The sequence below is a fragment of the Sanguibacter massiliensis genome (assembly GCF_900240335.1).
GTDB lineage: Bacteria > Actinomycetota > Actinomycetes > Actinomycetales > Cellulomonadaceae > Flavimobilis > Flavimobilis massiliensis.
The window spans coordinates 1-23606 of the sequence record NZ_LT964979.1 but is presented as its reverse complement, the minus strand read 5'-3'; the positions used below and the strand labels follow the sequence as shown (position 1 = coordinate 23606).

Genomic DNA, 23606 nt, shown 5'->3' with positions numbered 1-23606 from the left:
TCAGGCCTTCTTCTGCTTGACGATCTGCTCCTGCTCGACCGGGGTCTCCTCGTCGGCAGCGTCGCCGCCGACGAGCGGCGTGCCGTCGCCCTTGAGGAAGCCGAGGCGGAAGTCCTCGACCGCGGCGGCGAGGGCCGCCTCGGTGTCGTCCTCGAGCTTGCCGGTCGATCCGATGACCGTGAGGACGTCGGTGTTGCGGCGCAGGTGGTCGAGGAGCTCGGTCTCGAAGCGGCGGACGTCCTCGAGCGGGACGTCGTCGAGCTTGCCCTTCGTGCCGGCCCAGATCGACGCGACCTGGTCCTCGACGGGGTACGGCGAGTACTGACCCTGCTTGAGGAGCTCCATAAGTCGCGCACCACGTGTGAGCTGCGCCTTCGATGCGGCGTCGAGGTCAGACGCGAACATCGCGAAGGCCTCGAGCGACCGGTACTGGGCGAGATCGAGCTTGAGCGTGCCCGAGACCTTCTTCATGGCCTTGACCTGCGCCGAGCCGCCGACTCGGGAGACCGAGATTCCGACGTCGACCGCGGGGCGCTGGTCGGCGTTGAAGAGGTCGGACTGGAGGAAGATCTGACCGTCGGTGATGGAGATGACGTTCGTCGGGATGTACGCCGAGACGTCGTTCGCCTTCGTCTCGATGACCGGGAGGCCGGTCATCGAGCCCGCGCCCATCTCGTCCGAGAGCTTGGCGCAGCGCTCGAGCAGGCGGGAGTGCAGGTAGAAGACGTCACCGGGGTAGGCCTCGCGGCCCGGGGGACGGCGCAGGAGGAGCGAGACGGCACGGTAGGCCTCGGCCTGCTTCGACAGGTCGTCGAAGATGATGAGGACGTGCTTGCCGTCGTACATCCAGTGCTGACCGATGGCCGAGCCGGTGTACGGGGCGAGGTACTTGAAACCGGCCGGGTCCGACGCGGGGGCGGCGACGATCGTCGTGTACTCGAGCGCGCCGGCCTCCTCGAGGGCGCCGCGGACCGAGGCGATCGTCGAGCCCTTCTGGCCGATGGCGACGTAGATGCAGCGGACCTGCTTGGTCGGGTCGCCCGTCTCCCAGTTGGCCTTCTGGTTGATGATCGTGTCGATCGCGATCGCGGTCTTGCCGGTCTGGCGGTCACCGATGATGAGCTGGCGCTGGCCGCGGCCGACGGGGATCATCGCGTCGATGGCCTTGAGACCGGTCTGGAGCGGCTCGTGAACCGACTTGCGCTGCATGACGCCGGGCGCCTGCAACTCGAGGGCGCGGCGGCCCGTCGTCGCGATGTCACCGAGGCCGTCGATCGGCTTGCCGAGCGGGTCGACCACGCGGCCGAGGTAACCGTCGCCGACGGGGACTGAGAGGACCTCGCCCGTGCGGTGGACCGTCTGGCCCTCCTCGATGCCGGTGAACTCACCGAGGACGACAACGCCGATCTCACGTGCCTCGAGGTTGAGGGCGAGGCCGAGCGTGCCGTCCTCGAAGCGGACCAGCTCGTTCGCCATGACGCCCGGGAGGCCCTCGACGCGTGCGATGCCGTCGCCCGCGAGGGTGACGCGACCGACCTCCTCGCTCGCGGTGGCCGTGGGCTCGTAGGACTTCACGAAGCTGTCCAGCGCGGCGCGGATCTCCTCCGGCCGGATCTGCAGCTCAGCCATTGATCTCTCCTGTCATGACCGCCCGTGGCGGTCGTGCGATCTTTCAGTGTGCGGACCCTGCCGGGCCGCGAGGTGCGGGTGGTGCGCCTGCGGCGCGGGGGTCAGCTCGCCAGACGGCGGCGGGCGTCGGCCATCCGTGCGAGGACGGTGGCCTCGACGACGTCGTCGCCGACCTGGATGCGCAGGCCGCCGACGACCGTGGGGTCGACGACGACGTTGAGCTGGACGGGCTTGCCGTACGCCTGGGCGAGCAGGGAGCCGAGCCGGTCCGTCTGCGCCTCCGTGAGGGGGGCGGTGACCGTGGCAAGACCGACGAGGCGGTCGCGCATGCCGGCGGCGATCTCCATGTACCAGCTGAGCGTGGCGACGAACCGGCGCCCGCCCCGCAGACCGACGGCACGGCGTGCGAGCCGGCGTGTGGCCTCGTCACCGCGACCGGCGAGGATCGTCTCGAGGAGACGGATCCTGTCGGCCTCGGAGACTCCGGGGGCGGAGAGCGTGGACCGGACGTCGGCCGGGGAGCCGATGAGCGACCTCACGATCGTGAAGAGCTCGTTCTCGACGGTCTCGAGCGTCCCTCGGGCGCGGGCCGACGCGAGCGTCGCCCCGACCGCGAGGTCCTCGACGGCCTCGGCGAGGTCGGCGTCCGCCGACCAGCGCCGACCGACGAGGTCGACGAGCACGTCGACGACACGGTCGTCGGCCTGCCGTCCGAGGAGGCTGCGCACGAGCCCGGCCTTCGCCGCGGCGTCACGCGCCGGGTCAGAGAGGCCGCGCAGGAGAGCCGCCGATCCGTCGAGCGCGTCGAGCACGGCGAACAGCTGCTCACCGAGCTCGACGGCGCCCTCGCCGGCGTCGCGCAGCACCGGGGCGAACCCGGCGCGCACGGCCTCCAGCGAACGCTGGCTGGTACCCCGCATCACTTCTCCTTGGCGGTGGTGAGGGTGGACGCCTCGAGCTCGTCGAGGAAGCGGTCCACGACGCGCGACTGGCGCGCGACGTCCTCGAGGGACTCGCCGACGATCTTCGAGGCGAGCTCGGTCGCAAGAGCACCGACGTCGGCGCGCAGGGCAACCGCTGCCGCCTGCCGCTCCGCCTCGATCTGACGCTGCGCGGTCTCGACGAGTCGGTCAGCCTCGGAGGAGGCCTTGGTCCGGGCCTCTGCGACGATCGCCGCGGCCTCGATCCGCGCCTGCTCGCGCACCTGGGCGGCCTCGGCACGTGCCTCGCGGAGCGTCTGCTCCTGCTCGGTCGCCGCGGCCTCAGCGCTGGCCTTCGCCTCGTCGGCGAAGTTGAGACCGGCCTCGATCTTCGCGGTCCTCTCGTCGAGAATCGCCGTGAAGACGGGCAGGACGAACTTGCCCAGGACGAACGCGATGATCGCGAAGCAGACCGCCGACCAGATGATGTCGTACGGCTCGGGCCAGAGCAGCGAGGGCTGCTCCCCTTCCGCTGCCGCAAGGATGGTCGTCGTGGTGATCATCGTCAGAAGACGAAGCCCGCGGCGAAGCCGATGAGGCCGAGGGCCTCGATGGCAGCGAGCGCGATGAACATGTTGGTGCGGAGGGCGCCGGCGACCTCGGGCTGACGAGCCGTGGCCTCCTGGGTCTTGGCGACCATGATGCCGAGGCCGATGCCCGGGCCGAGGGCCGCGAGACCGTAACCGATGGTCGCGATGTTGCCCTCGAGGGCGGCGAGCGTCGTGATGTCCACGAGTGTGTTCCTTCCAGTACGGCCGGGAGAGTCCCGGTCGGGGGTGTGAGGACAGGCCGGTCCGCGACCTGCCCCGGTAGAGGGTCTTAGTGGGCTTCCTCGGAGAGGTTGATGTACACCGCGGTGAGCAGGACGAAGATGTACGCCTGCAGGGCGGCGATGAAGATCTCGAACGCGGTGAAGGCGAGGCCCGCCGCGAGCGTCACGGTGCCGACGGCCTTGAGGGCACCTGCGGCCTCGAGGAAGAGGAAGTGCGTCGCGGCGAAGCACAGGACGAGCAGCAGGTGCCCGGCGACCATGTTGACAAGGAGTCGGATCGCGAGCGTCGCGGGACGCAGAATGAACGTCGAGATGATCTCGATCGGCGTGAGGATGAAGTAAATCGGCCACGGCACGCCGCTCGGGAAGAGCGAGCTCTTGAGGAAGTGCGCGCCACCCTGGGCACGCACACCCGCGACGATGAACGCGACGTAGGCGACGAGCGCCATGAGAATCGGGAAGCCGATGACGCCCGAGGCCGCAATGTTGAGGCCTGGGACGATGCCCGTGATGTTGAAGGCAAAGATTGTCACGAACATGATCGTGAGGAGCGGCGTGTGACGGCGTGCCGTCCGCTTACCGATGATCTCCTCGACGATCTGGACGCGCACGAAATCGAGGACCATCTCGACGCCACCCTGGAAGCGGCCTGGCACGAGCTTCGCGCGGCGGGCGGCGATGACAAGCACCGTGAGGAGTGCGATCGTCACGACGACGCGCACGAGCGTGATCCGGTTGAACTCGAAGGGCGTGCCCTCGAAGAAGATCACCGGGGGGAAGAAGTCGGCCAGGGTGGGCGTGTGGAACCCACCGCCGTCACCGGCAGCGAGCACAGTGGCACCGTGGAGAGGCAGAGCGAACAGGGTGATCTCCCAGCGATCGTGTCGACGACATACCACACCACGCGGGTGCGGACGCGGGCCGTCGGACTACATTGTCGGAATCGGGTCCCAGACTAGCGCATGGAGCCGCGGCGAACTGCCGCGGTCCGAGGCCTCAGGACCCGCTGTGTGTGACGATCGCCACGCCCACAGGGGTTGCGTGCGTGCGATCGTCGGGATGTCACGGGCCTATGGGGCTTCGGCGTCGTCCCCCGCACTCGCGCCAGGACGCTGCGTGAGGTCCACGACGGGGATGCGGGCACGCTGCAGCTGCCACATCTCGAGCGCCATCGAGCCGACGACTGCGACGACGAGCACGACGAAGAAGACACCCTTGTGGAAGAACGTCGCGTCCTTGAGCGCAGCGAGCGCGAGGAGCAGCACGAGCATCTTTGCGAGCCAGGCGCCCACGACCCACGCGTTCGTCACGTGCATGGGCTTGTCGGCCGTCCGCACCATGATGACCGCGGTCGTCACCGAGAAGAACGCCGCGACGCCCGCGCCGAGGAGCCCGCCCCAGAGGCCGGGCGTCCCTCCGACGAGCAGGCCGACGCCCGCGCCGAGCACGGCGACCGCGACGACGAAGAGCGTCACTGCACGGAGCACGCCGGCGAACGCGGCGCGGACCGGGGACGGATCGGTGGGCTGGGACATGGGAGCTCCTGGTTCGGTCAGGCCTGCGAGACGCTGGCCGTGACGGGGGCGGAGCCGCCACGGCCGTGGCGGCCGAGCGGTCCGAGGGTGAGTGCGAGGACGACGACGGAGGCGATGGCCATGCCCGCGACCACCTGCGTCACGGTGAACGCGACGAGTGCGGCGGCGCCGAACGCGAGGACCGCGGTCCACAGGTACATGACGACGACCGCACGACGGTGGGTGTGCCCGAGCTGCAGCAGCCGGTGGTGGAGGTGCATGCGGTCGGGATGGAACGGGCTCTTGCCCTGGAGCGTGCGCCGGAAGACGGCGAGAACCATGTCGAGGAGCGGCAGGACAATGATGGCTGCGGGTAGGAGGATCGGCAGGAACGCGGGGATCGACTGGCCCTCGGAGATGCGCGCCGGGTCGATGCGCCCGGTGACGGCGATCGCGGCGGCCGCGATGACGAGGCCGATGAGCATCGAGCCCGAGTCACCCATGAAGAGCCGCGACGGATGGAAGTTGTGCGGCAGGAATCCGAGGCACACGCCCACGAGGGCGATCGTCGCGAGGCTCGCGAGGTCGGAGTAGTCCGTGGGGTTCGTCGACTGCGTGAGGAGGTACGTGTAGAGGAAGAAGGCGCTGCCGCCGATCGCGATGAGACCCGCTGCGAGCCCGTCGAGGCCGTCGACGAAGTTCACGGCGTTCATCGCCGTGACGACCGCAAGAACCGTGAGGAACAGGGAGAGCCGGCCCGAGCCGATCGTCAGCCCGCCGATCGGCACCGTGATGAGCTGGACGCCCTGCCAGGCCATAACGCCCGCCGCGAGGACCTGCCCGGCGAGCTTCGTCATCCAGTCGAGGTCCCAGATGTCGTCGGCCGCGCCGAGCAGCGCGACGAGCCCGGCACCGAGGAGGATCGCCCAGGCCTCCCCCGACGCGAAGACGTCCTCGAGGAAGCCGATCCGGGACGCGACAAGGAACGACACCGCGAGCCCCGCGAGCATCGCGAGCCCGCCGAGGCGCGGGGTCGGCACCGTGTGGACGTCGCGCGAGCGCACGGCGGTCATGCCGCCCGTGCGCATGGCGATCCACCGCGCGAGCGGCGTGAGGAGGAACGTCACGGTCGCAGCGACGAGCGCGACGAGCAGATAGGCCCTCACCGGAGCGCGTCGGGGGTCTCGTCCCCCGCGCCCTCCGACGGGGCGGACGGCGTGTCGGGAGCCGGTTCCGCAGACGCGGGCTCGCCCGCGCCACGCAGCCCGGGGACGACCTCGCGCAGCCGCTCGAGCGAGATCGCGCCCGCGCGGACGACGACGGGAACGGCGCTGGTCGCGTCGACGATCGTCGACGCGACGCCCCCGGGGACGGGGCCGCCGTCGAGGTAGACCGCAACCGCGTCGCCGAGCTGCGCGGCGGCGTCGGCGACCTCGAGCGCGGCCGCCTGCCCCGTGAGGTTCGCGCTCGAGACCGCGAGCGGTCCGGTGCGGCGCAGGAGCGCGAGCGCGGCCGGGTGGTCAGGCATGCGGAGGGCGACGGTGCCGTGCGTCTCGCCGAGATCCCACGCGAGGGTCGGCTGCGCGCGGCAGATGAGCGTGAGTCCGCCCGGCCAGAACGCGTCGACGAGCGCGCGCACGTCGTCGGAGACCTCGGTTGCGAGGCCGTCAAGCGTGCGGGCGTCGGGCACGAGGACCGGCGGCGGCATCTGCCGGCCGCGGCCCTTGGCTGCGAGCACGGCCGCGACGGCCGCGGGCGAGAACGCGTCCGCACCGACGCCGTAGACGGTGTCGGTCGGCAGGACGACGACGGCTCCGCGCTGGACGGCGGCCACGGCCTCGTCGAGCGCGGGCCCCCACGACTGAGGGTCGGAAGCGGGGAGGATCGCGTGCGTCACGACTCCGATCCTCCCACGACTGCGAGCGGCCGACGTGCGACGACCGTCCTGGGGCGGCCGGTGAGGTCCGGAACGGTACGCACGTCGACGAGGCCCGCAGCCGCGGCCATCGCGCGCGCGGCTGCGTCCTGGACCTCTGCGTGCTCCATGACGTAGAGCCCGCCGGGGCGCAGGAGCCGCACGGCCGCGGCCGTGACGCCGCGGGGCACCTCGAGGCCGTCGGCGCCGAGGCCGTAGAGCGCAACAGCGGGGTCGTGCCGGGCGACCTCGGGGTCGCGTGGCACCGCGTCGGAGGGCACATACGGGGGGTTGGAGACGACGACGTCGACCGTGCCGTCGAACTGACGGAGCGCGGTGCGGGCGTCACCCCGAACGAGCCCGACGCGCGCGCCGGTCGCTGCCTCGACGCGGGCGACGTTGCGTGCGGCCCACGCGTGCGCGTCGGCGTCGAGCTCGACCGCACGGACCTCCGCGCCCGGGACCTCGGTCGCGACCGCGAGCGCGATCGCGGCCGACCCCGTGCAGAGGTCGACGACGAGGGCCTCGCCACGCTCGGCGACGACGCGGGCGGCCTCGTCGATCGCGACCTGTGCGACGTCCTCCGTCTCGGGGCGCGGCACGAAGACGCCAGGCCCGACTTCGAGCTCGAGGTGCCGGAAGGGGGCGCGGCCCGTGAGGTGCTGGAGGGGACGCCGCTCGGCGCGCGCCGCGACGAGCCGCGCGAACGCGTCGGCGACGTCGGTGCCGAGGTCGGCAAGCGTCCGGCCGAGGATGCTCGCGGTCGTCACCGCCGAGCGGTCGGCGCCCGCGGCGTGCGCGCACAGCAGCTCCGCGTCGACACGCGAGCTGGGCACGCCCGCGTCCGCGAGCAGCGCGTCGGCGAGCGTGAGCGCGTCCCGGACGCGCGTCGTCCCGGCGAGGTCCATGGTCACTCGGACGTTCCGGCGAGGCGCGCTGCCTCGTCGGCCTCGATCGCCGACGCGATGACGGGGCCGAGCTCGCCGTCGAGCACCGTGTCGAGGTTGTACGCCTTGTAGCCGGTGCGGTGGTCCGCGATGCGGTTCTCGGGGAAGTTGTAGGTGCGGATCCGCTCGGAACGGTCAACGGTCCGCACCTGCGAGCGTCGGATGTCGTTCGCGGCGGCGGCCGCCTCCTCCTGCTGCGCGGCAAGGAGCCGCGCGCGCAGGACGCGCATGGCCTGCTCACGGTTCTGCAACTGGGACTTCTCGTTCTGCATCGAGACGACGATGCCGGTCGGCACGTGCGTAATGCGGACCGCGGAGTCGGTCGTGTTGACCGACTGACCGCCCGGACCGGACGAGCGGTAGACGTCGATGCGCAGGTCGTTCGGGTCGATGACAACCTCGCCCGCGTCCTCGACCTCGGGGAAGACGAGCACACCGACCGCCGACGTGTGGATGCGTCCCTGCGACTCGGTGACCGGCACGCGCTGGACGCGGTGGACGCCGCCCTCGTACTTGAGGGCAGCCCACACGCCGTCCTCGGGGGCGACGGTGCCACGCGCCTTGACGGCGACCTGGACGTCCTTGAAGCCGCCGAGGTCCGACTCGGTGCGCTCGAGGATCTCGGTGCGCCAGCCGCGGTGCTCGGCGTAGCGCAGGTACATGCGCAGGAGGTCGCCCGCGAAAAGCGCGGACTCCTCGCCGCCCTCCCCCGCCTTGATCTCGAGGATGACGTCGCGCGCGTCGTCGGGGTCACGCGGCACGAGGACGCGCCGCAGGTGCTCGGCCGCGTCCGTCGCAGCCTCTTCGAGGCCGGGAACCTCGGCGGCGAACCCCTCGTCCTCCCCGGCCATCTCGCGCGCCGCGCCGAGGTCGTCCTCGGCGGCGCGCCACGCACGGTACGCGCCGACGACGCGGCCGAGTTCGGCGTAGCGACGGCCGAGCGTGCGCGCACGGTCGCCGTCGGCGTGGACCGCGGGGTCGGCGAGCTGCTGCTCGATCTCGGCGTGCTCGGCGAGGAGGGGCTCGACGGCCGCGAAGGCCTCGGGCCCGACGGGGGTGCTCATCGGTGCCTCTCGTGCTCGGGGGATCTCGGGTGGTAGGCCCGGGAACGGCCGACGCCGGCGGGTCCACGGCTCCGACTGCCCCTGGAGAGGTTGTCGGTCGTGGTCCCGCCGGCGTCGGTGAGAAAGCTAGTTGGCAGCCTTCTTGCCGTAGCGAGCCTCGAAGCGCGCGACGCGGCCGCCCGTGTCGAGGATCTTCTGCTTGCCCGTGTAGAACGGGTGGCAGGCGCTGCACACGTCCGCGCGGATCTCGCCCGAGGTCTTCGTCGAGCGCGTGGTGAACGTGTTGCCACAGGTGCAGTAGACCGTGGTCTCCACGTACTCCGGGTGGATGTCCTTCTTCATGGTTCTCCTCATGTGAGAGGGTCCCGGGTCGCCCGCACCTCGCGGCCGTGAACCGGAATCCCAGCGCTCCATTGTGCCACGGCCGTCAAGGCCCGTGCGCGGTGCGGGCGGTGGGGCCGCTCACGTCGGCGCAGCCCGGCGCGCACCGGCTGCCGAGAGGGCCCACGCCCCTAGGATGGTGCGGATGCGCCGCGCCGCGGCGCGCCGGCCGAGGAGGACAGGTGCCCAGGACGCTCATCGTCACGAACGACTTCCCGCCCCGCCAGGGAGGGATCGAGGCGTTCGTCCAGGCGGTCGCCGACAGGTTCCCCTCCGACGAGGTCGTCGTCCACACGTCCGGGATGCCGGGCTCCGCCGAGCTCGACGCAACCCTCCCCTACCCCGTCGTCCGCGACCGGCGCACGACGCTCCTGCCGACGGCACGCGTGCGCCGCGAGGTGCTCGAGACGTTCCGGACCTACGAGTGCGACCGTGTCGTGTTCGGCGCGTCGGCGCCGCTCGCGCTCCTCGCCCCGGCGCTGCGCGAGGCCGGGGCGCAGCGCATCGTCGGCATCACGCACTCCGCCGAGACCTGGTGGGCACGCGTCCCCGGTGTGCGGCGCGTCATCCGCACCGCGGGCGAGGCGACCGACCACGTCACCTTCATCAACGACTGGTGCCGCGACATCATCGCGCGGCCCATGACCCCGGCGGCCCGCGACCGCATGCGACGCCTCCACCCGGGCGCCGACGTCACACGCTTCCGGCCCGACAACGGCGGCGCCGAGGTGCGCGCGCGCCTCGGCATCGCTCCCGACGCGCCCGTCGTCGTGTGCGCCGCACGGCTCGTCGCTCGCAAGGGCCAGGACATGCTCGTGCGCTCGTGGCCGACCGTCCTCGCCTCCGTACCCGGGGCGGTCCTTCTCATCGTCGGGGACGGCTCGGCCCGACGCCCCGTCGAGAAGCTCGTCACCAGGCACGGCGTCGGCGACAGCGTCATCCTCACCGGCCCACTCCCCTGGGCCGAGGTCCCCCCGTTCGTCGACGCGGGCGACGTCTTCGCGATGCCGTCCCGCACCCGGCTCATGGGCCTCGAGCCCGAGGGGCTGCCCCTCGCCTTCTTCGAGGGCGCGGCGACCGGCCTGCCGGTCATTGTCGGCCGCTCGGGCGGCGCGCCCGACGCGATCGAGGAGGGCGTCACCGGCTACGTCGTGGACCCGCGCGACCCAGCCGACATCGCCGCGCGCATCGTCGAGCTCCTCGAGGACCCCGAGAAGGCCCAGCGCATGGGCGCCGCCGGCCGCGAGCGCGTCGCCCGTGACTGGACGTGGGACGAGGTCGCGCAGACCCTTCAGGGCTACCTCGGGCTGCCGCGCGCCTGAACGTCACGCCATCGGGCGGGCGTGGCCCGACGGCAGGCCGCCCCGCCCTTACGCCACCTGGGCGTCTGACCTGTCGGGAAAAGTGGACACGTCAAGATGCTTCCGAAGTAGCCGACTCGTCACTAGCCTCGTCATCGGCGAGGGCACAGCTGCCCCCGACGATGAGGAGGCACCTTTGAAGAGAATCGTCTCAGCGGCACTGGCCGCCGGACTCGCGCCCGGCGCAGCCGGTGTCGCGACGGCCCCTGCCGCCCAGGCCGCTGTCGGCCCCGCCAAGTTGGTGACCACGACGTGCGCCGACATCGTGCTCCTCGGCGTCGCAGGGTCGGGTGAGCGCACGGACGCGAAGATCAAGGAGTTCGGCGGGTACGGCGAGACGGTCCGCGACGTTCTCAACCGGATCGAGAGCGACCTCAAGGCGTCCTCGTACCGCACCACCCAGGTGACGACGTTCAAGGAGGAAGCGCTCAACTACCCTGCCGCCGGCCTGCCAACCAAGGTGACGGCCACGGAGGTCACCAACTACGTCACGTCCGCCGAGACCGGCGTCACGACACTGCGGGACCGCATCGCGCACTATCGCACGACCTGCCCGAGCGCCAAGGTCATCGTCGTCGGATACTCCCAGGGCGCGTGGGTGACGCATGCCACGCTCGCCAGCGTTGGCACCAACACCGACGTCGTCAGAAACGTCAAGGCCACGATCCTCCTCGCCGACCCGAACAACGACACGAGCGTCATGTATGGCAACCTCGTCAACTCGTCCGGCAAGCACGTCTGGGAGAGCCAGTGGGACAAGATCAAGGGGCTCGGCGCCGCGGGTGAGAGTGCGCTGCGCTCCGCCGCGACCGTCTCGACGACGGCCAGCGAGTCTTGGCTCGCCTACCAGAAGGCTGTCACCAAAATCGACCGCCTGCGTCCGGGCCGGTACAGCTCGCTCCTCGACTCCGCCAAGATCGGCGGCACAAAGGTCGTCACGGGATGTGCACGCGACTCGATCAGCTCGGTCTGGAACCGGTCGATGTACCGGTGGGCCGCAGTGAACAAGCGGACCTCCCGCCCGGACGAGAAGCTCGTCGTCGAGCCGCTCCAGGACCACGCGAACCTCGCCACCCTCCCCGACAAGATCAAGTGGAACGACGCGATCGACCACTTCGACGTGCTCCGCGACTGACGTCCGACCGGCCGTCGCACCGCGTGCGGCGGCCGGACCGCCCTCCACCGTCCCCTCCCTCAGACAGGACACCTCGATGCACCCAGACACTCCCGCACGGCGCACGCGCGCCCGTCGTAGCGCCGCCGCGCTCGTCACCGCGCTGGCCCTCGCGGCCGGCGCGGCCGCACCGGCCCAGGCCGCACCCGCCACAACCGCAGCGACGACCACGGTCGTCACGGCCGCCGCCAAGCGCGTGACGACCGGCAAGATCAAGGTGACCATCAAGGCCCCCAAGGCCTGGTGGAGCACCGCCAATGTCGAGTCGGTCATGCTCATGACAGTTGTCGACGGCGTCACGTACCCGGTCGGCATCACCGCGAAGCAGCGGGGCAAGGTCTTCACGTTCTCCGGCGTGCCCGCCGGGAAGTACTCGGTCGCGATCAGCGGCCTCAACACCGCCAAGCGCATCACCGTGCGCAACGCCCGGACCTCCGCTGTCGCACTCACAGCGCGCACAGGCAAGGCCTCGATCTCGGGCGTCGTCCGTGATCGGCACGGCAAGGTGTACGAGGGTGTCGGAGTCGTCGTGCGCGACGCGAACGGAACCGACCTCGGTGCCACCAGCACCGACGAGCGCGGCCGCTACACGATCCGTGGGGCCGTCCGCGGCAGCTATGTCGTCCTCGCCGACCCTGCCGACGGGAACGAGCACGCGCCGGACCTCTCCTGGCAGAAGCGGGGCGTCCTCACGAAGAAGCGCGTGACGACCCGCACGACAGGCACCACGACGGCGAACATCACGCTCGCGCGCGGCACGACCGTCACCGGCAAGGTCGTCGACCGCACGAAGATGCCCCTCGCCGGCACGACCGTCTATGTCGTCTCGGCGGACGGCTGGGGCGAGTATGTCGAGACCGATGCCGACGGTCGGTGGCAGGTGACGGGTCTGTGGGCAGGTCGATGGTGGGTGTTCTCGACGCACGAGGACGCGGGTGACGAGCCGACAGTCCGCTTCACCCTCCGTCGCGGCCAGGCCAAGCACCGCGCACCGACGCTCATCGACACGCATCGCTGACGCGTCGGCGTAGGTACGCAGGAGCCCCCGCGACCTCACGGTCACGGGGGCTCCTACGTCGGTCGTCGAAGAGTCAGACCGTCTTGCCTGCATCCTCGTCGTGCGCGGTCGTCGGCGTCGTCTTCTGCACCTGGAGGAGGAACTCGACGTTCGACTTCGTCTCCTTGAACTTCCCCAGGAGCAGCTCGATCGCCTGCTGCTGGTCGAGGCCGGAGAGCAGACGGCGGAGCTTCCAGACGATCTTCAACTCGTCGCCGCCCATGAGGATCTCCTCACGGCGCGTGCCCGACGCGTTGACGTCGACGGCGGGGAAGATGCGCTTGTCCGCGAGGTTGCGCGACAGGCGGAGCTCCATGTTGCCCGTGCCCTTGAACTCCTCGAAGATCACCTCGTCCATCTTCGAGCCCGTCTCGACGAGCGCCGACGCGAGGATGGTGAGCGAACCGCCGTTCTCGATGTTGCGTGCCGCACCGAAGAACCGCTTGGGCGGGTAGAGCGCCGACGCGTCGACACCTCCGGAGAGGATGCGACCCGACGCGGGGGCCGCGAGGTTGTACGCACGCGAGAGGCGCGTGAGCGAGTCGAGGAGCACGACGACGTCCTGGCCGAGCTCGACGAGGCGCTTGGCGCGTTCGATCGCGAGCTCCGCGACCATCGTGTGGTCCGTCGCGGGGCGGTCGAACGTCGAGGCGATAACCTCGCCGTCGACGGTCCGCTCCATGTCGGTGACCTCCTCGGGACGCTCGTCGACGAGGACGACCATGAGGTGCACCTCAGGGTTGTTCACGGCGATCGAGTTCGCGATCTGCTGCATGATGATCGTCTTGCCGGCCTTGGGCGGCGCGACGATGAGACCACGCTGGCCCTTGCCGATGGGGGCGACGATGTCGATGACGCGCGGCGTGAGCTTCGTCGCCCCGGGGTTCTCGAGACGCAGGCGCTCCTGCGGGTAGAGCGGCGTGAGCTTCGGGAAGTCGGGACGCTCGAGCGCCTTCGACGGCGCGTCGCCGTTGACCGAGTCGAGCCGGACGAGCGCGTTGGCCTTGGCACGTGCGATGTTCGACTGCGGCATCTGGTCACCGTCGCGCGGCTGGCGCACGGCGCCCGTGATCGCGTCGCCGCGACGCAGGCCGGCCTTCTTCACCTGGCCCATCGAGACGTAGACGTCGCTCGGGCCGGGCAGGTAGCCGCTCGTCCGGACGAACGCCATGTTGTCGCGGATGTCGAGGATCCCGGCGATGGGCAGGAGGACGTCGTCCTCGTGGACCTCGAAGTCCTCGGTCGCGAGGTCGAGGTTGCCCGTGCGGCTGCGGCCACGCTTGCGGTCGCGCTCGCGGTAGCGGTCGCGCCCGCGACGGCGGCGTCCACCACGCTCGTCGTCGTCGAAGCGCTGGTCCTGCTGGTGCTCACCAGCTTGCCGCGGCCCGGCCTGCGAGCTCTGCTGCTGGCTCTGCTGCGGGGCCTGCTTGCCCTGCTGGCTGTTCTGAGGCTGACCGTTCTGGCCCTGGCTGTTCTGGCCCTGCCCGTCGGCCGGGCCCTGGTCGCGACCCGCGCGACGGCGCGGGCCGCGCTCGAGGCCGCGCTCGATCGACGCAAGGTCGGCGGCGACGGCCTCACGCGCGGCACGAGGAGTCTCGTCCTTCGACGTGTCCGCGCCACGGTCGTCGCTGCGACGCTGGCCGGAGCGGGCCTCGGCGCGCTTGCGCGCCTCCTCGGCACGCTGCTCGGCGTCGTCGCTGCGACGCTGACGCTCGGCGCGGGCCGGACGGTCAGCGTCCTCGCGGGTGGGCCGCTCGGTCCGGGCGGGACGCTCGGCACGCTCCTCGCGCGCAGGCGCGGCAGCCTTCTCGGTGCTCGGCGCGGTGGTGGCGGCCGCGGGCTTCTCTGCCGGCGCAGCCTTCTGGGCGCGGGGCGCCGTGGCGCCGCCGCGGGCTCCCTTGATGGCCTCGACAAGATCGCTCTTGCGCATCTTCGAGGTTCCCTTGACGCCGAGGCCGGAGGCGACGGCCTGGAGCTCGGCGAGGCGCATCGCGCTGAGAGCGCCTGAGGGAGCGGAGGTGGTGTCAGTCACTGAGGACCCTTCCCCTGGTGTTGCGGTGCGCCGCCCGTGCGGTCGACCGCTGGTGTGGAGGCCACGCGCGTCTCCTGCGCGCTGACCGTCCGGACGCGACTACCCCGTGCTCTCGCACGTGCAGGGGCCGGCAAGGTGCCGACGCGACGTTCCGGAGACGCACCCCCGTGTGGCTGCCCGGCGCGTCGCGGCGCGGGCGCACCCGGTCTCAGGAGAATCACCGGGGGAACAGACTCATGGTACACGAGCGGCACGCGCTCACGCGTGCCCTGTGCACGTGCGCGTCAGAGCCTCTCGGCGTGCGCGCCGATGGCGTCGATGCCGGGGCACGACGCCCGCCAGGCGGGCGCACCGTCGAGCAGCTCCGCAACGGCGTCGGCGACAAGGTCGCCGTCGCTCGCCCGTCCGAGCACGAGGACCGTCGGCCCTGCTCCCGAGACGACTGCGGCGAGCCCACGCTCGCGCAGCGCGTGGACGAGGTCGACGGAGCCGCGCATGACGTCGCCGCGGTAGTCCTGGTGGAGCCGGTCCTCCGTCGCCTCGAGCAGGAGCTCGGGTCGACGCGTGAGCGCCTCGACGAGCAGCGCGGCGCGGCCCGCGTTGAACGCGGCGTCGGCGTGCGGCACGTGCGTCGGCAGGACGCCGCGCGCACGCTTCGTCGCGAGCCGCTCCGTCGGCACGAGCACCCACGGCTCGACGTCCGGGTGGACCTCGAGGCGTGTGGCACGAGCTCCGTCGACGCCCTGCCAGGCGACGGTCGCGCCGCCGAGGATCGCGGGAGCAGCGTTGTCCGGGTGACCCTCGAAGCTCGTCGCGAGACGCAGCGCCACACGGTCGTCGAGCGCCTCCGGATCGGCGATGAGGGCGCGCGCCGCGGCGATGCCCGCGACGACCGCCGCCGCGGACGACCCCATGCCGCGGCCGTGCGGGATCTCGTTCGTGCACGTCATGCGCACGCCGATCTGCGGCGCACCGACGAGGTCGAGCGCGGCACGGAGCGCACGCACGACGAGGTGCTGCTCGCCGAGCGACACCTCCCCCGCCCCCTCGCCGACGACCGTGACGTCGGTCGTGTCCGTGCCGAGCGCCTGCACGTCGAGGACGTCGTGGCGGCCGAGCGCGAGGCCCATCGAGTCGAAGCCCGGGCCGAGGTTCGCGCTCGTCGCAGGAACCGTCACCCGGACGTGGTCGTGACCGAGCCGCATGGTCAGACGAGGCCGAGGGCGTCGGCGACCGACATGACGTCGACCTGGACCTTCTGCGGCTCGACGTCCGCCCCGTCGAGCGTGCGCAGCGCCCACTGCGGGTCCTTGAGACCGTGGCCGGTCACCGTGATCGTCACGCGGGCGCCCGCGGGCACGAGACCACGCTCGGCACGCATGAGCAGGCCCGCGACGCCCGCTGCGGAGGCGGGCTCGACGAACACGCCGACCTCGGCTGAGAGGATGCGGTGCGCGGCGAGGATCTGCTCGTCGGTGACGGCCTCGATGACGCCGCCCGACGAGTCGCGTGCCTCGATCGCCTGGTCCCACGATGCCGGCTTGCCGATGCGGATCGCGGTCGCGATCGTCTCGGGCTCGTCGACGGGGTGGCCCTTGACGAGCGGCGACGCGCCCTCGGCCTGGAAGCCCCACATCTGCGGCGTGCGGGACGCGACTCCGGCCTCGGCGTACTCGCGGAAGCCCTTCCAGTAGGCCGTGATGTTGCCGGCGTTGCCGACGGGCAGGCAGTGGATGTCCGGGGCGTCGCCGAGGACGTCGACAATCTCGAAGGACGCGGTCTTCTGCCCCTCGATGCGGTCGGGGTTGACGGAGTTCACGAGCTCGACCGGGTAGACCTCGGCGAGCTTGCGCGCGATGTCGAGGCAGTCGTCGAAGTTGCCGTCGACCTGGAGCAGACGTGCGCCGTGCGCGATCGCCTGGCTGAGCTTGCCCATGGCGATCTTGCCGTCGGGCACGAGGACCGCGCACGTCATGCCCGCGGCGGTCGCGTACGCCGCGGCCGACGCCGACGTGTTGCCGGTCGAGGCGCACACGACGGCCTTCGCGCCGCGCGCGGCGGCGGCCGAGATCGCGGTCGTCATGCCGCGGTCCTTGAACGAGCCGGTCGGGTTCATGCCCTCGACCTTGACGAAGACCTCCGCGCCCGTGCGGCGCGAGAGCGCGGGGGCGGGCACGAGCGGCGTGCCGCCCTCGCCGAGCGTCACGACGTGCGTGCGCAGGTGCTCAGGGAGCAGGTCGCCGTACTCGCGGATGATTCCCTGCCACTGGTGGGCCATCAGGCTCCCTCAACTCTCAGGACGGAGGTGACTTCCTTGACGACGTCGAGGGCGCGCACGGCCTCGACGGTGGCCGCGAGCGCGGCCTCGGGCGCGGAGTGCGTCGTGAGCACGAGGCGGGCGCCGCCGTCGGCGGTCTCCCCCTGCTGACGCATCGCGGCGATCGAGACGTCGCGCTCGGCGACGACGCCTGCGACTTGGGCGAGGACGCCCGGGCGGTCGTCGACGAGCACGCGGATCTGGTAGCGGGTCACGGCCGAGTCGGCGGCGGCGAGCGGCAGGTCGGCGTAGCGCGACTCGTCGGGCCCCTTGCCACCGAGCACGCGGTGGCGGGCCACGGAGACGACGTCGCCGACGACGGCGGACGCCGTCGGCGCACCGCCGGCGCCGCGGCCGTAGAACATGAGCTCGCCCGCGGCCTCGGCCTCGACGAAGACGGCGTTGAACGCCCCGCCGACGGACGCGAGCGGGTGCGTCGCGGGGACGAGCGACGGGTGGACGCGCACGGCGACGCCGTCGTCCGTGAGCTCGGCGATCGCGAGGAGCTTAATGACGTGGCCGGTCGCGGTCGCCCAGGCGACGTCGTCGGCCGAGACCTTCGTGATGCCCTCGCACGCGACGTCGTCGAGCGTCACGCGGGTGTGGAACGCGAGCGACGCGATGATCGCGGCCTTGGCTGCGGCGTCGTGGCCCTCGACGTCGGCGGTGGGGTCGGCCTCGGCGTAGCCGAGTTCTTGCGCGGTGCGCAGGACGTCGTCGAACGCGAGGCCCTTCGTCGTCATCTCGTCGAGGATGTAGTTCGTCGTGCCGTTGACGATGCCGAGGACGCGGCGCACGCGGTCTCCCGCAAGCGACTCGCGCAGGGGACGCACGAGCGGGATCGCGCCCGCGACGGCGGCCTCGAAGTAGACGTCGACGCCTGCGGCGTCGGCGGCCTGGTAGAGCTCGGGGCCGTGCTGCGCGAGGAGCGCCTTGTTCGCGGTGACGACGCTCGCGCCGTGCTCGATCGCGCGCAGCAGGAGGCCGCGCGCCGGCTCGATGCCACCCATGAGCTCGACGACGATGTCGGCGCGCGTCACGAGGTCGGCGGCGTCCGCCGTGAGGAGGGCACGCGGGACGACCGCGTCACGGGGGGCGTCGACGTCACGGACGGCGACGCCGACGAGTTCGAGCGGGGCGCCGACGCGGGCCGCGAGGTCCTCGGCCTGCTCGGTGAGCAGCCGCACGACCTGCGTGCCGACGACGCCGCAGCCCAGCAGGGCGATGCGCAGGGCGCTGGACGGTGCAGGCACCGGTCCTCCTTCGTTCGGGGCGCGCTGCGCCCCGGATCGGCCGCCGCTCCGGGCCGGGCGCGGCGGGGTCGTGCACAGGATAGGCGTCGGCCGGGCGGCCGTGCCGGTTCGTCCACGTCCGTGGACGGACCGGCACTGTCAGCCGACGTCGAGCCCGAGCAGGTCGTCCTCGGTCTCGCGGCGCACGAGCACGCGCGTCCCACCCTCGGCGAGGGCGACGACGGGCGGGCGCGGCACCAGGTTGTAGTTCGACGCCATCGATCGCCCGTAGGCGCCCGTCGCGGCGACGAGCAGGAGGTCGCCCGCACGCACGTCCGCGGGCAGCCACACGTCGTGGACGACGATGTCGCCCGACTCGCAGTGCTTGCCGACGACGCGCGCGAGCGCGGGCGGGGCCGTCGAGAGGCGGCTCGCGACCTCGGCGTGGTAGGCCGCGCCGTAGAGCGCGGGGCGCACGTTGTCGCTCATGCCGCCGTCGACGGACACGTAGAGGCGGGTCGTCGTGTCGTCGACGCGCACGGGCTTGATCGTGCCGACCGTGTAGAGCGTCGTCCCCGGCGGGCCCGCGATCGAGCGGCCGGGCTCGATCGAGAAGCGCGGCAGGGGCTGGCCGAGGTTCGCGGCGACGTCCGCGACGGCCGTGGCGATCTCCTTGGCGACGCGATCGGGGTCGAGCGCGACCTCGCCCGGCAGGTACGCGATGCCGTAGCCGCCGCCGAGGTCGACCTCGTCGACGAGGACCCCGGTCCGTGCGGCGAGCGCGCCGCGGAGCTCGAGCACCTTGTGCGCGGCCGCCGCGAAGCCGGACGCGTCGAGGATCTGGGAGCCGATGTGCGAGTGGATGCCCTGGAGCGTGAGCTCGGGGCGTGCGAGCACCGCGAGCAGGCCCGCGAGCGCGGGGCTGTCCGTGCCTTCGCGTGACGTGACGGAGAGGCCGAACTTCTGGTCCTCGTGGGCCGTCGCGATGTACTCGTGGCCGCCCGCGTGGACGCCCGTCGTCACGCGCACCATGACGGGCGCGGTGACTCCGCGCGCGCCGGCGGCGTCGGCGACCCGCTCGATCTCCGCGAGGGAGTCGACGATGATGCGGCCGACGCCCTCGTCGAGGGCGCGCGCGATCTCCGCGTCGGACTTGTTGTTGCCGTGGAGGCCGATGTCCGCGCCGGGCACCCCCGCGCGGAGCGCCGTGAGGAGCTCGGCGCCCGACGCGGTGTCGATGCGCAGGCCCTCGGCGTGCATCCAGCGGGCGACGGCCGTCGAGAGGAACGCCTTGCCCGCGTAGTAGACGTCGACCTCGGCGCCGATCTCGGCGAACGCGGTCTCGAACGCCGTGCGGTAGGCGCGTGCGCGGCCGCGCATGTCGGCCTCGTCGACGAGGTAGGCGGGCGTGCCGTGCTCGGCGGCGACCTCACGGACGTCGACGCCCGCGACGTGCACGACGCCGTCGCCGTCGCGGCGCGCCGAACGGGGCCACGGCTCACCGGGCATCGACGTGCCGCCCGGCACCTGTGCGGGCACGGGCCCGCCGGCCGCGGCGCTCACATGCGCTCCGGCGCGGAGACGCCGAGCAGGCCGAGACCGTTCGCGAGGACCTGACGGGTCGCGTCGTTGAGCCACAGGCGCGTGCGGTGCTCGTCGCCCACGGGCTCGTCGCCGAGCGGCGTCACGCGACGCTCGCCGTACCACTTGTGGTACGAGCCGGCGAGGGCCTCGAGGTAGCGGGCGACGCGGTGGGGCTCGCGGAGCTCCGCGGCCTGCGCGACGACGCGGGGGAACTCTGTGAGCGCGCCGAGGAGAGCGGCCTCCGTGGGGTGGTCGAGCAGCGACGGGTCGAACCCGTCCTCGCGGCGGACCCCGTGTTCGGCGGCGTTGCGCGCGACGTTCGCGGTGCGGGCGTGCGCGTACTGCACGTAGAAGACGGGGTTCTCGTTGCTCGCGCGGGCGAGCAGGTCGAGGTCGAGGTCGATCGAGGAGTCGGACGACGAGCGTGCGAGCGAGTAGCGCGCGGCGTCGACGCCGACGATCTCGACGAGGTCCTCGAGCGTGACGATCGTGCCGGCGCGCTTCGACATGCGCAGCGGCTGGCCGTCCTTGAGGAGGTTGACCATCTGCCCGATGAGGATCTGGAGGTTGACGTTCGGGGTGTCGCCGAACGCGGCGCACACGGCCTGCATGCGCGCGACGTAGCCGTGGTGGTCGGCGCCGAGCATGAGGATCTCGACGTCGAAGCCGCGCTCGCGCTTGTCGAGGTAGTAGGCGATGTCGCCCGCGATGTAGGCGGCGTCACCGTCGGACTTCACGACGACGCGGTCCTTGTCGTCCCCGAAGTCGGTCGTGCGCAGCCACGTCGCGCCGTCCTTCTCGAAGATGTGGCCTGCGGCGCGCAGCCGCTCGATGGCGCGCTCAACGGCGCCCGACTCGTGGAGGGAGTCCTCGTGGAAGAAGACGTCGAAGTCGACGCCGAACTCGTGGAGCGACTGCTTGATCTCGCCGAACATGCGCTCGACGCCGCGCGAGCGGAAGACCTCCTGGGCCTCGGCCTCGGGGAGCGTGAGCGGGTCCGGCTCGCCCGCCGCGGCGACGTCCGCCTGGACGGCGTCGGCGATGTCTTGGATGTACTGGCCGCCGTAGCCGTCCTCGGGCGCCTCCTCGCCGCGGGCGCGCGCGAGCAGCGACCGTGCGAAGCGGTCGATCTGCGCGCCGTGGTCGTTGAAGTAGTACTCGCGCGCCACCTCGGCGCCCTGCGCCTCGAGGACGCGCGCGAGCGAGTCGCCGACCGCGGCCCAGCGGACGCCGCCGATGTGGATGGGGCCCGTGGGGTTCGCGGAGACGAACTCGAGGTTGATTTTCTTGCCAGCCTCGGCCGTGCCGCGGCCGTAGGCCGCTCCTGCCTCGAGGATCGTGCGTGCGAGCTCGCCCGCCGCTGCGGCCTCGAGCGTGATGTTGAGGAAGCCGGGGCCTGCGACGTCGACCTTCGCGACGCCCGGCGTCGCGCCGAGGCGCGCTGCGAGGTCCTCGGCGAGGACGCGCGGGGCGACGCCCGCCTTCTTCGCGAGCTGGAGCGCGACGTTCGTCGCCCAGTCACCGTGCTCACGCTGGCGGGGTCGCTCGACGTGGACGGTCGCCGGGAGGTCCTCGGCAGGCAGGGCCAGGGTGCCGTCAGCGACGGCGGCGGCGAGGGCGGAACTGATCGCGTGGGAGAGCTCGTCGGGAGTCACCGGGCAATCCTAGCGAGACTGCTGACCGCCCTGCTCCCCCATTCCGAGGAGGAAGCGGTCGACGAAGACGCGCGCGTCCTTCGAGGGGCCGTCGACCTCGACGCTCGCGGTGAACTCCGACCACGCGAACGTCGTGACGCCCGCCTCGACGACACGGCGCGCCTCGGCACCGTCCCGGAGGGTGAGGACCGACCGCTCGGACGCGTCAGGGCTCGTGAGCCGGTCCCGGACGGCGCTCGCGATCGCGGCCTCCGCATCCGTCGCGGTCGGGTGCAGCGTGACGACGACGTTGACCGCCGTGCCGTCGTGGGTGAAGGTCGCGCGCATCGTCTCGGTGGTGCCGTCGCCCCGGTCGACCGTCCAGCCGGCCGTCGAGAACGTCGCGACGTCCAACGGGAGGCTCTGCACGAGCCCGGACTCCATGCCGAGCACCGGGACCTCGTCCTTGCCGTCGAGGTCCTCGATCGCCACCGTCGCGCTGGCGCTCTCCGTGGCGTCAGCGGCCCGGGAACCCGTCTCGGTGTCGAACGCCGACCGCTCGTCGGTGAGCGCGACCGCCGTCGACGGAAGCGCGAGCCGCACCGGTTTCGGCGCGGCCGCGGCGACGGCGGTCCCGGACCCCGTCGGAACGCTCACGGCCCACACGCCCCACCCGGCCGTGCCGAGGAGCCCGAGCACGCACCCGACGACCGCGAGACGCCGCACCGCGGCGGCCGGCCGGGCGACGAGCGAGACGACTCCGAGGACGAGCGCGACTGGGCCTGACATGAGGATGCCCGTGATGACGGATGCGACGGCGGTCCGCGCACCGTCACGGACGGGGGCGCCGCGACGCTCCGTGGTCATCACTCCTCCTCGAGCCTTGCGTGCGCGGCGCGGAGCACAACTCCGACGTGACGCGCGCACGTTCACCAGCCTAGCCGGGAACTACGCGCAGGAGCGAGCACGATCCGAGCCCGCTGCGGGTGACGATCTGGACGTTCCGGTCCACCCGGTGAGCCGAGGTGGTCGTAGGACGTCCCACGGTGTTCACTTCTCATGGACCCCCGACGAAGGAGACGCACATGGCCGCCCGCACCGGACTCATCGATCGCACGGTCGACCAGCTCCGCGAGTCCGTCATCAACGGCACCTGGCCCGTCGGCAGCCGCATCCCCACCGAGGCAGATCTCGCCTCAACGCTCGGCGTCGGCCGCAACACCGTCCGCGAGGCCGTCCAGTCCCTCGTCCACTCGGGTCTCCTCGTGCGCCGGCAGGGTTCCGGCACGTACGTGCTCTCCGACTCCGAGCTCTCCGTCGCGCTCGGCCGCCAGATCGAGCACGTCCACCAGCAGCACATCCTCGAGGTCCGCCGCAGCCTCGAGGTCGAGGCCGCTCGCCTCGCCGCGCGACGCCGCACCGAGCGCGACGTCATGACGCTCCGCTCCCTCAACGAGGGCCGCCAGAACAGCTTCGCCGTCGGCGACGTCGACTCCATGGTGACGAGCGACCTCGCCCTGCACCGCGCGATCGTCGCCGCCGCCCGCAACCCGCTGCTGCTCGACCTCTACGAGAACCTCCTCGACGCGATCGGCGACTCGATCCGCGCCAACGTCGAGACCGACCACCCCGACCACACGCACGACGAGCTCGTCGAGGCGATCGTCGACGGCGACGAGGACGCCGCCGCCCGCGAGATCTACGCCTACCTCGAGCTCTACCTCGAAGCCCTCACGAGCTGACCCCGGACCGATGTGACCGCGCGCGGCACGCGGTGCTAATGTCGTCCCTCGTGCACCACGGTGCGCACGCCCTCGTAGCTCAGTGGATAGAGCGTCTGCCTCCGGAGCAGAAGGTCGTAGGTTCGAATCCTGTCGAGGGCACGTTTGTGATGTCTCAGGACATCCGCGACGGCGGACCTACGAAATTGTAGGTCCGCCGTTGTCATGTCCGGGGGCTGGTCCTCGTGGCCGTCCGGTGGGCTGGTAGTTCTTGGTCGGATCGAGGACGAGC

At 71.9% G+C, this 23606-nt stretch carries 22 protein-coding genes and 1 tRNA gene; 5 read left to right on the top strand and 18 right to left on the bottom strand.

Annotated elements, in window-relative coordinates:
• The 11 genes from atpA to rpmE all read right to left on the bottom strand — a co-directional run bounded on the left by atpA (position 1) and on the right by rpmE (position 9163).
• On the bottom strand, positions 1-1629 hold the full coding sequence (gene atpA / locus C1729_RS00115; protein WP_102507668.1) for a F0F1 ATP synthase subunit alpha: 1629 nt from the start codon (positions 1627-1629) through the stop codon (positions 1-3).
• Between the two features lie 101 nt (positions 1630-1730).
• A complete protein-coding gene (locus C1729_RS00110; RefSeq protein ID WP_102507666.1) occupies positions 1731-2549 on the bottom strand; it encodes a F0F1 ATP synthase subunit delta in 819 nt (272 codons plus the stop codon).
• Positions 2549-3112: a F0F1 ATP synthase subunit B gene (locus tag C1729_RS00105; protein ID WP_102507664.1), complete on the bottom strand. Its 564-nt coding sequence runs from the start codon at positions 3110-3112 to the stop codon at positions 2549-2551. Before C1729_RS00105 ends, C1729_RS00110 begins: the two co-directional genes overlap by 1 nt.
• 2 nt (positions 3113-3114) lie before the next feature.
• A complete protein-coding gene (gene atpE / locus C1729_RS00100) occupies positions 3115-3342 on the bottom strand; it encodes an ATP synthase F0 subunit C (RefSeq protein WP_102507663.1) in 228 nt (75 codons plus the stop codon).
• 86 nt (positions 3343-3428) lie between these two features.
• Positions 3429-4214, bottom strand: a complete 786-nt coding sequence (gene atpB, locus C1729_RS00095) for a F0F1 ATP synthase subunit A (RefSeq protein WP_242493649.1) — start codon at positions 4212-4214, stop codon at positions 3429-3431.
• Positions 4215-4451: 237 nt separating this feature from the next.
• Entirely contained in the window at positions 4452-4916 is a 465-nt protein-coding gene (locus C1729_RS00090; protein WP_102507661.1) for a Cg1360 family ATP-synthase-associated protein, read from the bottom strand.
• A gap of 17 nt (positions 4917-4933) precedes the next feature.
• Positions 4934-6061 (bottom strand): MraY family glycosyltransferase, encoded by a 1128-nt coding sequence (locus tag C1729_RS00085; RefSeq protein ID WP_102507659.1) that lies wholly within the window; start codon positions 6059-6061, stop codon positions 4934-4936.
• Positions 6058-6792, bottom strand: coding sequence for an L-threonylcarbamoyladenylate synthase (locus C1729_RS00080; RefSeq protein WP_242493648.1), 735 nt, complete (start codon positions 6790-6792; stop codon positions 6058-6060). Before C1729_RS00080 ends, C1729_RS00085 begins: the two co-directional genes overlap by 4 nt.
• On the bottom strand, positions 6789-7718 hold the full coding sequence (prmC, locus tag C1729_RS00075; RefSeq protein WP_102507658.1) for a peptide chain release factor N(5)-glutamine methyltransferase: 930 nt from the start codon (positions 7716-7718) through the stop codon (positions 6789-6791). The genes C1729_RS00080 and prmC overlap by 4 nt, the downstream gene beginning before the upstream one ends.
• A 2-nt stretch (positions 7719-7720) precedes the next feature.
• Positions 7721-8821, bottom strand: coding sequence for a peptide chain release factor 1 (prfA, locus tag C1729_RS00070; RefSeq protein ID WP_102507656.1), 1101 nt, complete (start codon positions 8819-8821; stop codon positions 7721-7723).
• Positions 8822-8947: 126 nt separating this feature from the next.
• A complete protein-coding gene (gene rpmE / locus C1729_RS00065) occupies positions 8948-9163 on the bottom strand; it encodes a 50S ribosomal protein L31 (protein WP_102507654.1) in 216 nt (71 codons plus the stop codon).
• A gap of 221 nt (positions 9164-9384) precedes the next feature.
• Here rpmE and C1729_RS00060 point away from each other — a divergent pair, with 221 nt between their 5' ends.
• The 3 genes from C1729_RS00060 (at position 9385) to C1729_RS00050 (ending at position 12755) form a co-directional block, all read left to right on the top strand.
• Entirely contained in the window at positions 9385-10524 is a 1140-nt protein-coding gene (locus C1729_RS00060) for a glycosyltransferase family 4 protein (protein ID WP_102507653.1), read from the top strand.
• A 175-nt stretch (positions 10525-10699) separates the two neighbouring features.
• A complete protein-coding gene (locus C1729_RS00055) occupies positions 10700-11698 on the top strand; it encodes a cutinase family protein (protein ID WP_165375374.1) in 999 nt (332 codons plus the stop codon).
• 76 nt (positions 11699-11774) lie between these two features.
• Complete coding sequence (locus tag C1729_RS00050) at positions 11775-12755, top strand: MSCRAMM family protein (protein ID WP_102507649.1); 981 nt, start codon at positions 11775-11777, stop codon at positions 12753-12755.
• 73 nt (positions 12756-12828) lie between these two features.
• Here the strand turns inward: C1729_RS00050 and rho are convergent, their stop codons facing one another.
• From rho to C1729_RS14425, 7 genes are all read right to left on the bottom strand, one after another.
• The gene (rho, locus tag C1729_RS00045) at positions 12829-14826 is read right to left on the bottom strand and encodes a transcription termination factor Rho (protein WP_102507647.1); all 1998 of its coding nucleotides are present in this window, start codon (positions 14824-14826) and stop codon (positions 12829-12831) included.
• Positions 14827-15110: 284 nt separating this feature from the next.
• The gene (thrB, locus tag C1729_RS00040; RefSeq protein WP_102507645.1) at positions 15111-16031 is read right to left on the bottom strand and encodes a homoserine kinase; all 921 of its coding nucleotides are present in this window, start codon (positions 16029-16031) and stop codon (positions 15111-15113) included.
• Positions 16032-16033: 2 nt separating this feature from the next.
• Positions 16034-17104, bottom strand: a complete 1071-nt coding sequence (gene thrC / locus C1729_RS00035; RefSeq protein ID WP_102507643.1) for a threonine synthase — start codon at positions 17102-17104, stop codon at positions 16034-16036.
• Positions 17104-18396, bottom strand: a complete 1293-nt coding sequence (locus tag C1729_RS00030) for a homoserine dehydrogenase (protein WP_102507641.1) — start codon at positions 18394-18396, stop codon at positions 17104-17106. The genes thrC and C1729_RS00030 overlap by 1 nt, the downstream gene beginning before the upstream one ends.
• Positions 18397-18534: 138 nt before the next feature.
• Positions 18535-19884 (bottom strand): diaminopimelate decarboxylase, encoded by a 1350-nt coding sequence (gene lysA, locus C1729_RS00025; protein WP_102510427.1) that lies wholly within the window; start codon positions 19882-19884, stop codon positions 18535-18537.
• Between the two features lie 50 nt (positions 19885-19934).
• Positions 19935-21614 carry an arginine--tRNA ligase gene (gene argS, locus C1729_RS00020; RefSeq protein ID WP_102507639.1) on the bottom strand — a complete coding sequence of 560 codons (1680 nt, stop codon included), beginning with the start codon at positions 21612-21614 and terminating at the stop codon, positions 19935-19937.
• Between the two features lie 9 nt (positions 21615-21623).
• Positions 21624-22460 carry a DUF4190 domain-containing protein gene (locus tag C1729_RS14425; protein ID WP_165375373.1) on the bottom strand — a complete coding sequence of 279 codons (837 nt, stop codon included), beginning with the start codon at positions 22458-22460 and terminating at the stop codon, positions 21624-21626.
• A 218-nt stretch (positions 22461-22678) separates the two neighbouring features.
• On the opposite strand from C1729_RS14425, the gene C1729_RS00010 reads away from it, so the two are divergent.
• Both C1729_RS00010 and C1729_RS00005 read left to right on the top strand, forming a co-directional pair.
• Complete coding sequence (locus C1729_RS00010) at positions 22679-23335, top strand: FadR/GntR family transcriptional regulator (RefSeq protein ID WP_102507637.1); 657 nt, start codon at positions 22679-22681, stop codon at positions 23333-23335.
• Positions 23336-23403: 68 nt separating this feature from the next.
• A tRNA-Arg gene (locus C1729_RS00005) sits at positions 23404-23476 on the top strand.
• The last annotated feature ends 130 nt before the right edge of the window (positions 23477-23606 follow it).

What these genes read in the sequence shown, in the direction of transcription:
- thrB (WP_102507645.1), bottom strand. Translation starts at nt 16,031, where the DNA reads ATGCGGCTCGGTCACGACCACGTCCGGGTGACGGTTCCTGCGACGAGC.
- thrC (WP_102507643.1), bottom strand. Translation starts at nt 17,104, where the DNA reads ATGGCCCACCAGTGGCAGGGAATCATCCGCGAGTACGGCGACCTGCTC.
- lysA (WP_102510427.1), bottom strand. Translation starts at nt 19,884, where the DNA reads ATGCCCGGTGAGCCGTGGCCCCGTTCGGCGCGCCGCGACGGCGACGGC.
- C1729_RS00010 (WP_102507637.1), top strand. Translation starts at nt 22,679, where the DNA reads ATGGCCGCCCGCACCGGACTCATCGATCGCACGGTCGACCAGCTCCGC.
- prfA (WP_102507656.1), bottom strand. Translation starts at nt 8,821, where the DNA reads ATGAGCACCCCCGTCGGGCCCGAGGCCTTCGCGGCCGTCGAGCCCCTC.
- C1729_RS14425 (WP_165375373.1), bottom strand. Translation starts at nt 22,460, where the DNA reads ATGACCACGGAGCGTCGCGGCGCCCCCGTCCGTGACGGTGCGCGGACC.
- C1729_RS00105 (WP_102507664.1), bottom strand. Translation starts at nt 3,112, where the DNA reads ATGATCACCACGACGACCATCCTTGCGGCAGCGGAAGGGGAGCAGCCC.
- C1729_RS00110 (WP_102507666.1), bottom strand. Translation starts at nt 2,549, where the DNA reads ATGCGGGGTACCAGCCAGCGTTCGCTGGAGGCCGTGCGCGCCGGGTTC.
- C1729_RS00050 (WP_102507649.1), top strand. Translation starts at nt 11,775, where the DNA reads ATGCACCCAGACACTCCCGCACGGCGCACGCGCGCCCGTCGTAGCGCC.
- rpmE (WP_102507654.1), bottom strand. Translation starts at nt 9,163, where the DNA reads ATGAAGAAGGACATCCACCCGGAGTACGTGGAGACCACGGTCTACTGC.
- atpA (WP_102507668.1), bottom strand. Translation starts at nt 1,629, where the DNA reads ATGGCTGAGCTGCAGATCCGGCCGGAGGAGATCCGCGCCGCGCTGGAC.
- prmC (WP_102507658.1), bottom strand. Translation starts at nt 7,718, where the DNA reads ATGGACCTCGCCGGGACGACGCGCGTCCGGGACGCGCTCACGCTCGCC.
- C1729_RS00090 (WP_102507661.1), bottom strand. Translation starts at nt 4,916, where the DNA reads ATGTCCCAGCCCACCGATCCGTCCCCGGTCCGCGCCGCGTTCGCCGGC.